Genomic DNA, 12,464 nt, shown 5'->3' with positions numbered 1-12,464 from the left:
AGATGCATAAAAAAACAGCAAAATTCTCAACCGAATTTTGCTGTTTTTCGTGAATAGCAGTTATTTTGTTAGACATACTAATTATCGTGCAAATCTGTGATTTCCAATCGTAACGGTTACAGGTCGTGATGTAATCCATGAACTTGTTGAGGTTTTAGGATTGTAGAAGTATAAAGATCCATTTCCCTTTCCAGTTAGCGCGATTGCTTCATTGACAGCTCGTTTAGAAGCCGCATCAGCTGGCTGATTAATTCGTCCGTTTTCTACAGGAGTAAAGGCATAATGTCCATATGCAATTTGATAGATTACACCCTTTACAGTATTGGGAAAATCCGCACTTCTTACTCTATTAAGAATAACGGTCGCAACCGCAACTTTTCCTGCATACGGCTCGCCAACTGCCTCAGCATGTACAAGACGGGCCATCAAGTCTTTCTCGGCTGCCGTGTAAGGAGAGTTTGGTAGTAACATATTTCTGCCAGCATAAAGAGGCACCGATTTATTTGTCGCCATTAAGCTGTTAACGGGTACACCGAACCCCTTTGCGATCTTCCAATAGGTTTCTCCATATTGGATTTTGTGAGTGGTGGTCGCGGCTTCGGTTTGGTTTGTTAAAGTAAATGCTGAAATTGATAACATTAATCCAGCGGCTACTATTAGTTTTTTTAATTTTTTCAACTATATTACCTCCTAGTAGTCGTTCGTTTGTCTACTATTAGGCTATCAGATGTAATACTTCTATTCATCGTCCAAAATTTAGCAATTCACAATAGTGTCTCTTAGCCTTTGCTATTAAACAACTAAACTATCATTAGTTAATATTATCCATCAGCTTAGAATTTCCATAAATTCGACTTGGAGGAAAAATATTGTTCTATTTTTACAAAAGGTTTCAATGTTGTAACAATCCATATTTACACCTAAATTATCACGGAGAAAGCATTTGGGATTGCATTCTTCACCAAATTGCCATCAAATTCCTTTAAATTAGCAGGATTTCCTTTCAATTCTTTGGTAATAATAAGATTGAAGCTAATTTGAAGGAGGATATTCGATCATGGAAAATCAGTTAGTTAGTGTACTTAATAAGCAAATTGCGAATTGGTCTGTTCTGTATATAAAGTTACATAACTATCATTGGTACGTAAAAGGCGGTCAGTTTTTTACCCTGCATGCTAAATTTGAAGAGTTCTATAATGAAGCAGGCCTTCATGTTGATGAACTAGCAGAGCGGTTACTAGCAATTGGAGGTAATCCGGTCGCAACGATGAAAGAATGTCTAGAACTTTCTTCCATCCGTGAAGCATCTGGCAGTGAAACTGCAGATGAAATGGTTCAATCAGTGATCAATGACTTCTCGATTGTCATTGGAGAACTAAAAGAAGGCATGAGTCTTTCAGAGGAAGTAAATGACGAAACAACCGGCGATATGCTGCTAGCGATTCATTCCGGATTAGAAAAACATGTATGGATGCTGTCAGCATTTCTTGGTAAATCCCTGTAAAGTAAAAAGTCCAACAACTAATTGTTGGACTTTTTACTTTTCTCATCGTTACAGGAGAGGTAGCTAATTCTTTTCCTCGATAAACGGCGGTCTTGGATGCGCCCTTCTTCGCCGTGAAGAAGGGCGTTTACTAACCTGTAACAGGGTAAATAACCCGCCGCCCACCATCATAATGAGTCCTGCTGTCTCATTTTGCATGTTGATCTGCGAACCAGCGATTAATACTCCTGTCCCCAACACAGCCAATACTATTTTCCTTGTTTCTCCTGCCTGATGATTGAGTATTTGTTTTTCAAACGATTTTGATGGCTGAATCCGAATTTCACCCGACTCAAACTGCTCAACAAGCGTAAATAGCTTACGGGCAGTTGGGATAACTTGAAAAAGTGTGTTTTTAACTTGATCGATCACCGTTTCTCTAGCAGGATTCGAACGATTACTGTCCATTATATCTTCCACATAAGGTTTTGTATTCGCTGCAATATCAAAATCCTTATCCAGGCCATTACAAATACTAAAAACAGTCATAATTGCCTTACCTAAAAAGGTCATTCGTGAAGGAATTTGAAACGGCTGCTCGTATAAAAATTCGCGTAACTCTTCGAGGAAACTCTCATTATTAATCTTTTCAATATTAAAACTTCCATTAGAGAAGCCTGAGAGAATAAATTTAACATTTTTTGCCAATGCACCTTTATCTGCATTCTTTCTTAAAAAACCAAGCTCGTTAAAAGCCTCAACCATCCCGCCTGCGTCCTTCAGATAAATCGACATCGCCAGCTTGACCATATTTTCCTTCATCTGATGCGAAATGGTTCCGACCATCCCAAAATCAATAAAACAAAGCGTACCATCCTGTTTTACCAACAGGTTTCCCGGATGGGGATCGGCATGAAAGACACCGTCTTCTAGCAGCTGCTTTAAATAGGAAAGATACAAAATCGATGCTAATCTTTTCTTATTAATAGAAGTTCCGTCTAGTTGAGGAATTTCATTAATTTTTACACCTTCAATGAACTCCATAACAAGTACTTTACTCGTGGTCAGCTCCCAATAAACCTTCGGAGTCGTAACACCAGGAAACTCATCGAAGGATGATTGAAAGTCCTCGAGATTTTTTGCTTCTTTTTGATAATCAAGCTCCTCGGTAATGACTTCCTCAAACTCTTGATAAACATCCTTTAAATCTACAAATCTGCTGACTTTTGTAAAGCGGCCGGCAAGGTTGGTCAAAACCTTCAATGTGGCCAGATCTAAAGCAACGATCTCTTCAATACCAGGGCGCATCACTTTTACGGCAACGTCCTCACCGTTTATCAAGACAGCTCGGTGGACTTGTCCAAGTGATGCCGCCGCAACTGGCTCTTGGGTAAACGAGGTAAACAGGTTTAAAACGGTTCCCGACAATTCCGCTTCAATCCGGCTGACTGCTAATTGAGTTGGCACTGGTGCAACGGAATCTTGAAGTTGTGCGAGAATATCTGTATATTCCTTTGGTAAAATATCCACCCTTGAGCTGACAAACTGCCCCAGTTTAATGATTAAACCGCCCATTTCGACGGCAGCTTTAGCAAATTTGGCTGCTTGCGATTTATAGACTGCCTTGTATCTTTTTGCAGAGGTCTCTTTATGTATAAATTTCTTCGTTTTCCCCAGCCACCAAAATTGCATAAAGACCCCAACAAACATAAAAAAGGTGTTCCTAAACCTTTTGTTGAACAGTAAGCGCATGAACTCACGCATTCTTGTCCTCCCCTTCCATTTCTGCCCACGGGACAAGCCTGCGTGGTATACTGACGTTTTAATAATGAAAAATTATTCTACTCTTCCTTTTCCTCTTCTTCGACTTCTGTTTCAGTCTTATCAAAGATCTCTTTAGCTATTTTCTCAAATCTTTTCGACTTGTTAAAAAAGAAATTAGCAAACTTATTCATAATTTCTGATTTAACGAGAATAACAGTACCTTTCCTAGCATCACCGAAGACTACAAATTTCTCCCCAGATTTAATTCCTAATTCCTCGCGGGCCTCCGATGGAATAACAACCTGGCCTCTTTCGCCCATACTAGTTGTTCCAAAAATTTTTCCATGATTCATCATTATCACTCACCTCTCATTTGTAGGATACATCATACTTTTCGAACCACCTATACATTTCACACAATATACATATGCCGATTTTATGGCAAAAAAAGTCCTGCAATGATCCACAGGACTTCCTAATAAAAAGATATATTTTTTAATTTTTTTAAATTATAAGCACTTGTCCATTTCAATCTTATGCGCTGCTTCATAACTTATAATACAGCAACAAAGGAGGTGGATTACTATGGGAAACAACAATAACGGCTTCGCTTTAATCGTTGTATTGTTCATTCTTTTAATTATCATTGGTGCATCTTGGATGTACTAATCTTGATTAAGCTAAATTAAAAGGGAAGAAAAAAGAGCGAAAAAACGTCTCGTTTTTTCGCTCTTTTTATTTGTAGAATTAAACTCTTGGGCGGCGCGCCAGCATGACTAAACTGATTGTAATAACTGTAAAAGCAATAAATGCTAACAATGGGATGGTGATAAACCCAAGCCAATTGATGTAATCCTTGGAACAGGGTACACCCGTTGTACACATTTCGAATTGCTGTAAAAAGGAAAGTTTTTGCAAAAGCGTATGATAACCTGAAATAAGCATTCCAATAATAGAAAGCGGAAGAACATACCGATAAATCCCCTGGTCATTACGGTAAAAGGCGATACCTAATATGATCGCTAACGGATACATAAAGATTCGCTGGTACCAGCATAGGGTGCAAGGAATAAAGTGCATGACTTCACTAAAATATAAGCTGCCTAACGTGGCAATGAGGGCCGCGACCCAAGATAGAAGTAAAGGCTTATTCATTCTATTTCCCCTTCGCTGCTTCTTCGACCATTTTCTTTAAATCATCAATGGTTTGACCTTTAAACATCTCCCCGTTCACAAAAATGGTTGGGGTCCCGGTTACACCCAATTTTTCAGCGTATTCCATATCCTTGTTCCAGGCAGCCTCACTGTTTTTCGATTGGAAGTTTTTCACAACCTTATCTACTTCTTGATCGCTGGCAACTTCTTTTAACGTCTTCGTTAAGAAATCTTCTGTAAAAACATCCATTTTCTCATATTTTGATTCTGTTGGTTGTTTTTGATAGAGAAGTTCATGAAACTTCCAAAATGTTTCATTTCCTAATTCCTTAAAGACTGATTCAGCAAATTTAGCGGAACGAATCGAATCTGTATTAATAAAGGAATCATTCATAAAATAAAATTTAGCTTTTCCTGTGTCAACCAACTCTTTTTCAATCACAGGTACCACATTGGTCGCGAAGTTCTTGCAATTAGGACATTTATAATCGCCAAATTCGATAATCGACACAGGTGCTGTCTTTTCTCCTAAAAAGGGCTGGTTGGAATAATCAATCTTATTGGTTACGGTCGCCTCTTGTTTTTTGGTATGATTCCCGAAAAATATAAACGCGGCTATACAGACCACTACTAATCCAATTACCCAAAAGGTAAACTTCGCTGATGAATTACTTCCACTTTTCTCATTTTTCTTTTTATTGGCCATATAGAACTCCTTTATCTTTCACTACTAATTTCAACATCCATACCATTAAATTTTACTAAACTGAAACGATAATGCAAATAAAACAGTTTGCTACACAAATGAAAAGAAGCATTCGTCAAATGGCGAATGCTTCTTTTCTATAAGGGCTTATATTTTTCTCTCATATTAGACAAATGATCACGAACACCGGTAAGCTCCATTTTATGAAAGACACGGTTACACAGGGAAAAATTAATATACGCTCCTATACTAAATAGAATTAAAGTAAAAACAGGCAGGTACATTAGGACAACGACAAGTAAGGCAAACATACCAACTATCATCAAGGTAATTGGAAAGTTTGCAATCGCCATAAAAAAGGAACTTGTAATGGCTCTCTTCCAAGTAATTTCATAATGGGACATAACTGAAAACAAATAGGCAGAAGTACCTGTAAACAATAAGCTTACTAATAATAAAGGGATCAATATAATGAATTTTGCCCCTGTTTGGTCCTGATTCAAATAAAAATAATTGAAATACAATAATACGGATATGGCTGTCCAGATTAGGCCTATGATAAAACTATGTTTAAAGTTTTCTCTAAAGTATCGAAAGTAATTTCTAACTACACTCGTATCCTGATGCAGCTGCCATTGACGGACAACACTAAACATAGCTGTTGTTGCAGGTACTATAGTAATAATGGGAAGGCAAGAAAGAATCCAAAAGATATTTAATATAAAAAGATTGGAAAACCGATCAACTATCGCGTAAAATCTGGTATCTAATATATTCATTTCTACCACCCAATTCTATTAAAAGTTTTTATATTGATTCTCCTATAACAATTTTATAATCAAGTGTGGTTAACTTTTCAGTGTTTGTTTTCAATTTGATACCCGGCCTATTATTTAATGCTCGATCGACCGTACCTGGTGAAACACCACAATACTTTGCTAAATCCTTTATTGTCACTCACATAGTGAGTTCCTCCGCCATTTACTGCTATGTTAAACTCTGAAAAGATTTCGACTATTTATTTGGCGAAATAATCGGAAGATCGGAATTGTTTTTTAAAAACAACGGAATTCTATCCAAAGGAGCATCAACGGTTATCTGCTGCCCGCCGTTGAAAATTTCGCCAGAGTAAGGATTGGTCCAGTCTGCTCCTGACGGTAAATATACACTTCGGCTTCTTTGACCTTCATGCAAGACAGGAGCGACTAGTAGCTCCGGACCAAACATATATTGATCATCGACATCCCATGAAACCTCATCCTTTGCAAAATCGTAGAAAAGCGGCCGCATTGGGGGCGTACCTTTTTCATGAGCTTCCATCATTAAACCTGCAATATAGGGACGGAGTCGTTCGCGTAAGTGTAAATATTCCTCAAATATTTCATACGCTTCTTCTCCGTAACTCCATACTTCATTAGCTGCACCGCTATGGCATTGCCCTCCACCTGTGGTTCCAATCGGCTTCTTCGCAGGCATTCTATCCCCATGCAGTCTAAACACAGGGCAGAATACACCATACTGGAACCAACGGATAATGCATTCCCGGAATGAAGGATCGTCCGGATTCCCTCCATGAAACCCGCCAATATCGGTTGTCCACCACGGAATTCCAGCAATCGCCATATTTAATCCAGCTTTGACCTGAATACCTAGGACTTCAAAACTGGAATGAATATCTCCAGACCATGCTAGTGCACCATACCGCTGACTGCCAGCCCAAGCACAGCGAACCAGATTAATAATATTCGTTTGCCCTTCCTCTTCCATTCCCTCATAGAATGTTTGACTGTATTTGCTTGGATATATATTCCCTACCTGTAAACTTGAGCCAAGGTGATAGCGATAAATATCATGGTCATAAACTGAAAACTCAGGTTCCGCTTCGTCCAACCAAAATACTTTAATTCCATTGTCATAATAATTCTTCTTAATAATTCTCCAAAGAAATTTTCGAGCATCGGGGTTTGTCGCATCAAATATGGCATTTTGACCCAAAAAATTAAATTGGGTACGAACCCCTCTATCCGATCGAACTAAGTAACCCTTTTCGATCATTTCTTTATAGTTTTCACTTTCAGTTTGAACCGTAGGCCACACTGAAACCATTAGTTCAATGCCCATTTCCTTCAGCTCTTTAACCATTCCCTCAGGATTTGGCCAGTATTGTGGATCGAATTTCCAATCCCCTTGATTCGTCCAGTGGAAGAAGTCGATAACGATGACCGAGATTGGAAGCCCTCTTCTCTTGTATTCCCTTGCAACCTCCAACAGTTCTTCCTGAGTCTGGTATCTAAGTTTACATTGCCAAAATCCCATACCATAGTCTGGCATCATCGGAACTGTTCCGGTAACAGAAGCATAAGATTCTTCAATTTCTGCAGGAGAATCGCCTGCGGTAACCCAATAATCCATTTGCTTGGTGGAAGAAGCCGTCCATTCCGTTACATTAAGATTGAAGTTTACTCTCCCAATTGCAGGATTATGCCAAAGGAAACCGTATCCTAGACTTGACATGACAAATGGAACACTCGTTTGACTGTTTCTATGAGTTAGTTCCAGCATGCATCCCTTTAAATTTAGAAAAGGCTGCTGATACTGCCCCATACCAAAGAGCTTTTCCTTTGGATTAGACTCAAAGCGGAGTGTCAGACGATAATCGCTGCTCCCTGTATGAGGAATTAGCTCTCTGCCACCGTACTTAAGCTGATAGGTGTTTTCTGTTTCTTTTAATAAAACTTCACCTTCCTGATTATAAAAAGTAATCCTGCCTCTACTGGTTACTTCTGCTTTTATTTTTCCATTAACAATGGTTGCACTTTCCTTATTCACTATGATGTCTGATTTTATTTCAGGAGAAGGTAGAAGTGCCCAATAATTCTCTTCCATATTAGTACAGGACGCACGGACACGAAATGCGTTTTCTCCCCAAGGCTCAATCCAAAGCTTTTCTGCATCATACTCCCAGATTAGTCGATTACCCTTTGTTTGGAACACAGTAAAACTCTCCCTCCTTTTACTCTCTTTTATAAACTTTTTAAGATATAGTAGAGTTCACAATTCTAACCCCATAAACCCCGCCTGCTGCTTTTCCTGCACCAGATTGAAATCTAACTTCAACTTTTTGCTTTCCTTTTGTCAAACTTAAGGGAATCTCATAGTACATATCAACAAGCCCATCGGCATGATTCCCCTCAAGTTTTTGATCAGCGATTAATTCACCATCAATAAGAATGCTAAAATCACGTTTAAATACCTTACCATCTGTAAAGAGAATCTTATCTCTGCCAAAATAAGTTACTAGCAAATACAGTTGCTTTTCTGGCTCGACTTGCATTTGATAACTGAAAAACCCTTCCCCGCGGCTGTCCCGCCATGACCGTTCTACCTCGTTAAAATAACCAGTGCTGGAGCTGCTGCTTTGTATGCCATGCTCGATTTCAGGCTGCTGTTCGCCGGGCTGGACCACATCCACAGTAATCGCTCTTAATCTCTCAAGTTCTTCTTTTTCCTTATCTACGAACGTTTTATAGGCCTCTTCATCCATTAGATTCCAATATAAGGTATAACGCTGATGATGCAGATCATAAAACGGAATCAGGGTCACCTTCCTATTACCAGGCTGGCCGACTTCTGTCGTTTCAAATGTCAATGTCTCTCCCTTAACAGGTTTGATCCACTCCGTTAAATTTTCTTTATCGGCAACTAGATTTGGCACATCAATTAATGGGTAATTATTTAACTTTAGGTGATCTTCCAAGATATCCGTCGTATCTGGGAAATTCTCTCTTCCCAGAGCCCCGGCCAATACTAAAGGTCCGTACATAATCCCCACTTTCGTTGGATTATCTTTTGCCGTATAAGTATGAAGACCGATAGGAAGTGAAAATTCAATGGTATCTCCTGCACTCCAGTTTCTTCCGATTACAAGATAACCATTTTTAGCATTAGCAGCTGCTTTAACACCATTCACCAAGACGGTTATGTCACCATTCACCCAATATGGTACACGGATATGGACATTTAGGAATGCATCTTCCGCCTCCTCAAAAATTACCTGCACCTGATTGGACCTTGGGAAATCTGTTTCTTGTTTAAGTTTTATCTTCTTTTCTGCTATTACCATTTCAGATGCAATAAATAAATTAACAAATAAATCTCCATGATCTTGATAGAAAACATTTCTTGTATAACGGGCAGGATTTTCCATTCCTGTCCCTGTGCAGCACCAGAAAGAGTTATCGTGTGAGCAATAGATTTTAAAATGTCCTGGCTGTGTACTTACAAAATAGGTCTTCATTCCTGATTCAGGATCCTGTGAGGCAAGGATATGATTATAAAGGGCCCTTTCATAGTAATCCATATACTCACTCTTATGCTCCCAAGCGAATAAGTGCTCCGTCAGTTTCAACATATTGTAGGTATTACACGTCTCAGCCGTGGTAATCCCTAGCGTTTCCTTATTAATAGGTCCAAAATGTTCACCAATACTATTTCCGCCAATAATATAGGAACGATTTTTGGTTACTTCATTCCAGAAGAAGACGGCCATTTTCTTATAATCTTCATTTCCTGTAATCTCATATAGCTTTGCTGCACCAATGACTTTTGGAATTTGTGTATTGGCATGTTTTCCTTCTAGTTCATCCACATCTCTTGAGAGCGGCTCCAAGATAGCATGGTGGCAGAATCCGATTGCAAGCTTTAAATAATCTTCATTTTTAGTAATGGTATAAAGATCGGCCATCGCCTCATTCATACCGCCATGTTCGCAAATAAGCATTCTTTGGAATTGCTCCTCATTGAGGTTATCTGTTCCTTTCTTTGCCCAATCTGCAAGTCTAGTCACAACCTTCAATGCCTTTTGATTACCCGTTAAGTTATAAACATCTATCAGGCCTGCATAGATTTTATGAATACTGTACCAAGGCACCCAGCCGCCAGCTAGACTGAAATTTTCCACTTCAAAGTCCCCCGTAAAGACTTTATCAAAATAGCTGCGAGTAAAGCCGCTCACATACCCACTGTCATCAAGGCTTTGTACGTAAGCTAATTCGTTGACGGCATAGTCCAATTTTTGCTTTAATTGTTCATCTTTTGTGACGGCGTACATTGTAGCAGCGGCTGAAAGCCAATGGCCAATGGAATGCCCGGCGATTGGAGTAGATTCCCAGCCTCCATAACGAGGTTTTTTAGGTGTTTGTGAAGCCGCTTCGTAACAAGGTGCCACTAACCGGTCAACATCTAAGTAAATCAAATACTCCTTTCCCTTTTCCTGCGACTCCTTAAAGATTCCATTTAATAATGTAACGTTTTTCATTATGTATTCTCCTTCAATGTCTCTATTAGAATCATATTTTTATAGCTATCGATTTCATCGATAGCTATATATGTTTGATTTCATCAGGTTTGTACGTATCACCTGAAACATTTCAATTCATCCTTTTACTGAGCCAATCATAACGCCCTTTTCAAAGTATTTTTGAATGAACGGATAAACAAGCAAGATTGGTAATGTTGACACGATAATGACACCATATTTGATCTGATCTGCATATTTCTGTGCATATCCGCCTGCAGCACCTCCGGATCCGGCCCCTTCAGCAAACACTTGGTTAGATATGAGGATATCTCTTAAAACAATTTGCAACGGCTGCAAGCTATAATCACGAATGTAAATCAGTCCTGTAAAGAAATCATTCCAGTGCCCTACTAAGTAATAAAGACCGACAACCGAGATAACCGCTTTTGATAACGGCAACGCTACTTTTCCGAAAAATTGAAAGTGTGTACAGCCATCCATTTGGGCAGCTTCAAACAATTCCTTCGGCAGTGAGCTTTCAAAAAATGTACGAGTGATAATCAGATTGAACACATTCACAGAAAATGGAACAATAAAAACCCACATATTATTGGTAAGATGTAAGTCTTTCATTAATAGATAAGTAGGAATTAATCCCCCATTAAAAAACATCGTAAAGACAAACACAAACATTAAAAACCGCCTTGCTTTAAATTCCTGTCTTGATAAAACATAGGCTGCAGGCAGCGTAAACAATAAATTGACGAATGTACCAAGAAGTGTGTATATAATAGTATTTTTATAACCCACCCAGATTCTTGTATCTTTAAAAATCTCTGTATATCCGAAAAGGCTGAATCCTTTTGGATAGAGAAGAACTTTACCAGTTGATACTAGAGTCGAGTCACTAACAGAGGCAATAACCACAAAATACAATGGATAAGCAATAATTAAAAAGATAAACACACAAAATACAAAAATCATACAATCAAAAATAAGATCTGAAGTCGTTTTTCCTTTTCTATTAAAAAGCACTATGACTTTCCCTCCTTGCATGTTGAGCTGATTCGAAGCAAGAGAAAATTCAGCTTACCACAAACTAATATTAGAAAATCTCTTGGCAATTGTATTCATTGCTAGTAAGAATACGAAATTTATGAGTGTATTAAACAACCCAATGGCAGCAGAGTAGCTGAATTGACTGGAAATAATACCAATCTTATATACATAGGTCGCAATAACCTCAGATACTGGGAGATTCAATGGATTTTGCATTAAGAATATTTTTTCAAAACCTGTATTTAAGATATTTCCCATACTAAGGATAAAGAGAATAATCATAGTTGGAACAATAGCAGGTATATCCACATACCTAATCGTTTGCCATCTGCTTGCTCCATCAATTTTCGCAGAATCATATAATTGGGGATCCACGCTTGCCAACGCTGCCAAATAAATAATGCTATTCCATCCGGCATGCTGCCATATGTCTGAAAGTACATATACTGGTACAAAGGTTTTCTCCGAAGCTAATAAGTTTATGTCGCCCAGTCCTAATGCTCTCATTAAATGGCCTACCACCCCGGTTTCTGGTGATAATAATACATTTAATAAACCAACCATAACTACCATTGAGATGAAGTGTGGCAGGTAAACGGTAGTCTGTAAGGTTTTTTTCCACCTTTTCCCAAAGACTTGATTAATAATTAGAGCCATAATGATAGGTGCCGGAAATCCTAAAATGATCGTTGCTAAGCTGATGGTAATAGTATTAGTCATTAAATCTTTAAACATATAGTTATGAATAAATTGATCAAAATACTTAAGACCTACCCACTCGCCGCCGGTAAAGCCTTTCGTAAAATCAAATTCGCGGAAGGCCAGCTGGATGCCATACATCGGTATGTAATTGAAAATGACAATAACAACAATGGCAGGCAATATCATGAGCCACAACTGATAGTCGCGTTTAAACGTGTTCAATATATTTGCCTTTTTGGTTGGTTTCACACGGTTGATACTTGATAAATTTTCATTTATTTTTTTTGTTTCAGCGT

General features: G+C 38.5%; 13 protein-coding genes. 2 read left to right on the top strand and 11 right to left on the bottom strand.

What is annotated here, in order from left to right; translation table 11 throughout:
* Positions 1–81 precede the first annotated feature (81 nt).
* Positions 82–639, bottom strand: coding sequence for a cell wall hydrolase (locus tag J7E81_RS18580; protein ID WP_215044823.1), 558 nt, complete (start codon positions 637–639; stop codon positions 82–84).
* 418 nt (positions 640–1,057) lie between these two features.
* Here J7E81_RS18580 and J7E81_RS18575 point away from each other — a divergent pair, with 418 nt between their 5' ends.
* A complete protein-coding gene (locus J7E81_RS18575) occupies positions 1,058–1,504 on the top strand; it encodes a Dps family protein (protein WP_215044736.1) in 447 nt (148 codons plus the stop codon).
* A 63-nt stretch (positions 1,505–1,567) separates the two neighbouring features.
* On the opposite strand, the gene J7E81_RS18570 is transcribed toward J7E81_RS18575, so the two are convergent.
* Positions 1,568–3,247, bottom strand: a complete 1,680-nt coding sequence (locus tag J7E81_RS18570; RefSeq protein WP_215044734.1) for an ABC1 kinase family protein — start codon at positions 3,245–3,247, stop codon at positions 1,568–1,570.
* Between the two features lie 77 nt (positions 3,248–3,324).
* Positions 3,325–3,600 carry an AbrB/MazE/SpoVT family DNA-binding domain-containing protein gene (locus J7E81_RS18565; RefSeq protein ID WP_251028733.1) on the bottom strand — a complete coding sequence of 92 codons (276 nt, stop codon included), beginning with the start codon at positions 3,598–3,600 and terminating at the stop codon, positions 3,325–3,327.
* Positions 3,601–3,832: 232 nt separating this feature from the next.
* Here J7E81_RS18565 and J7E81_RS18560 point away from each other — a divergent pair, with 232 nt between their 5' ends.
* Positions 3,833–3,916, top strand: a complete 84-nt coding sequence (locus J7E81_RS18560; protein ID WP_215044821.1) for a YjcZ family sporulation protein — start codon at positions 3,833–3,835, stop codon at positions 3,914–3,916.
* A 78-nt stretch (positions 3,917–3,994) separates the two neighbouring features.
* Here J7E81_RS18560 and J7E81_RS18555 read toward each other — a convergent pair whose 3' ends face one another.
* The 8 genes from J7E81_RS18555 to J7E81_RS18520 all read right to left on the bottom strand — a co-directional run bounded on the left by J7E81_RS18555 (position 3,995) and on the right by J7E81_RS18520 (position 12,354).
* A complete protein-coding gene (locus J7E81_RS18555) occupies positions 3,995–4,402 on the bottom strand; it encodes a disulfide oxidoreductase (protein ID WP_215044731.1) in 408 nt (135 codons plus the stop codon).
* Position 4,403: 1 nt separating this feature from the next.
* Positions 4,404–5,108, bottom strand: a complete 705-nt coding sequence (locus J7E81_RS18550) for a DsbA family protein (RefSeq protein ID WP_215044729.1) — start codon at positions 5,106–5,108, stop codon at positions 4,404–4,406.
* Positions 5,109–5,245: 137 nt separating this feature from the next.
* The gene (locus J7E81_RS18545) at positions 5,246–5,887 is read right to left on the bottom strand and encodes a YesL family protein (protein WP_215044727.1); all 642 of its coding nucleotides are present in this window, start codon (positions 5,885–5,887) and stop codon (positions 5,246–5,248) included.
* A 28-nt stretch (positions 5,888–5,915) separates the two neighbouring features.
* Entirely contained in the window at positions 5,916–6,065 is a 150-nt protein-coding gene (locus J7E81_RS18540) for a helix-turn-helix domain-containing protein (protein ID WP_308162236.1), read from the bottom strand.
* Between the two features lie 57 nt (positions 6,066–6,122).
* Positions 6,123–8,102 carry a glycoside hydrolase family 31 protein gene (locus J7E81_RS18535; RefSeq protein ID WP_215044725.1) on the bottom strand — a complete coding sequence of 660 codons (1,980 nt, stop codon included), beginning with the start codon at positions 8,100–8,102 and terminating at the stop codon, positions 6,123–6,125.
* A 40-nt stretch (positions 8,103–8,142) separates the two neighbouring features.
* Positions 8,143–10,425, bottom strand: coding sequence for a glycoside hydrolase family 127 protein (locus tag J7E81_RS18530; protein WP_215044723.1), 2,283 nt, complete (start codon positions 10,423–10,425; stop codon positions 8,143–8,145).
* Between the two features lie 117 nt (positions 10,426–10,542).
* Positions 10,543–11,391, bottom strand: coding sequence for a carbohydrate ABC transporter permease (locus J7E81_RS18525; protein ID WP_251028741.1), 849 nt, complete (start codon positions 11,389–11,391; stop codon positions 10,543–10,545).
* Positions 11,392–11,496: 105 nt separating this feature from the next.
* Positions 11,497–12,354, bottom strand: coding sequence for an ABC transporter permease (locus J7E81_RS18520; RefSeq protein WP_144566409.1), 858 nt, complete (start codon positions 12,352–12,354; stop codon positions 11,497–11,499).
* Between the last annotated feature and the right edge of the window lie 110 nt (positions 12,355–12,464).

The sequence above is a fragment of the Bacillus sp. ISL-18 genome (genome assembly GCF_018613415.1).
Classification (GTDB): Bacteria; Bacillota; Bacilli; order Bacillales; family Cytobacillaceae; genus Neobacillus.
The sequence above is the reverse complement of the archived record's forward strand: the minus strand, read 5'-3'. Positions and strand labels throughout refer to the sequence as shown.

Excerpts from the sequence above, each read along its gene's own strand:
- J7E81_RS18580 (WP_215044823.1), bottom strand. The coding sequence starts at position 639 with ATGTTATCAATTTCAGCATTTACTTTAACAAACCAAACCGAAGCCGCG.
- J7E81_RS18575 (WP_215044736.1), top strand. The coding sequence starts at position 1,058 with ATGGAAAATCAGTTAGTTAGTGTACTTAATAAGCAAATTGCGAATTGG.
- J7E81_RS18570 (WP_215044734.1), bottom strand. The coding sequence starts at position 3,247 with ATGCGTGAGTTCATGCGCTTACTGTTCAACAAAAGGTTTAGGAACACC.
- J7E81_RS18565 (WP_251028733.1), bottom strand. The coding sequence starts at position 3,600 with ATGAATCATGGAAAAATTTTTGGAACAACTAGTATGGGCGAAAGAGGC.
- J7E81_RS18560 (WP_215044821.1), top strand. The coding sequence starts at position 3,833 with ATGGGAAACAACAATAACGGCTTCGCTTTAATCGTTGTATTGTTCATT.
- J7E81_RS18555 (WP_215044731.1), bottom strand. The coding sequence starts at position 4,402 with ATGAATAAGCCTTTACTTCTATCTTGGGTCGCGGCCCTCATTGCCACG.
- J7E81_RS18550 (WP_215044729.1), bottom strand. The coding sequence starts at position 5,108 with ATGGCCAATAAAAAGAAAAATGAGAAAAGTGGAAGTAATTCATCAGCG.
- J7E81_RS18545 (WP_215044727.1), bottom strand. The coding sequence starts at position 5,887 with ATGAATATATTAGATACCAGATTTTACGCGATAGTTGATCGGTTTTCC.
- J7E81_RS18530 (WP_215044723.1), bottom strand. The coding sequence starts at position 10,425 with ATGAAAAACGTTACATTATTAAATGGAATCTTTAAGGAGTCGCAGGAA.
- J7E81_RS18525 (WP_251028741.1), bottom strand. The coding sequence starts at position 11,391 with ATGATTTTTGTATTTTGTGTGTTTATCTTTTTAATTATTGCTTATCCA.
- J7E81_RS18520 (WP_144566409.1), bottom strand. The coding sequence starts at position 12,354 with ATGATATTGCCTGCCATTGTTGTTATTGTCATTTTCAATTACATACCG.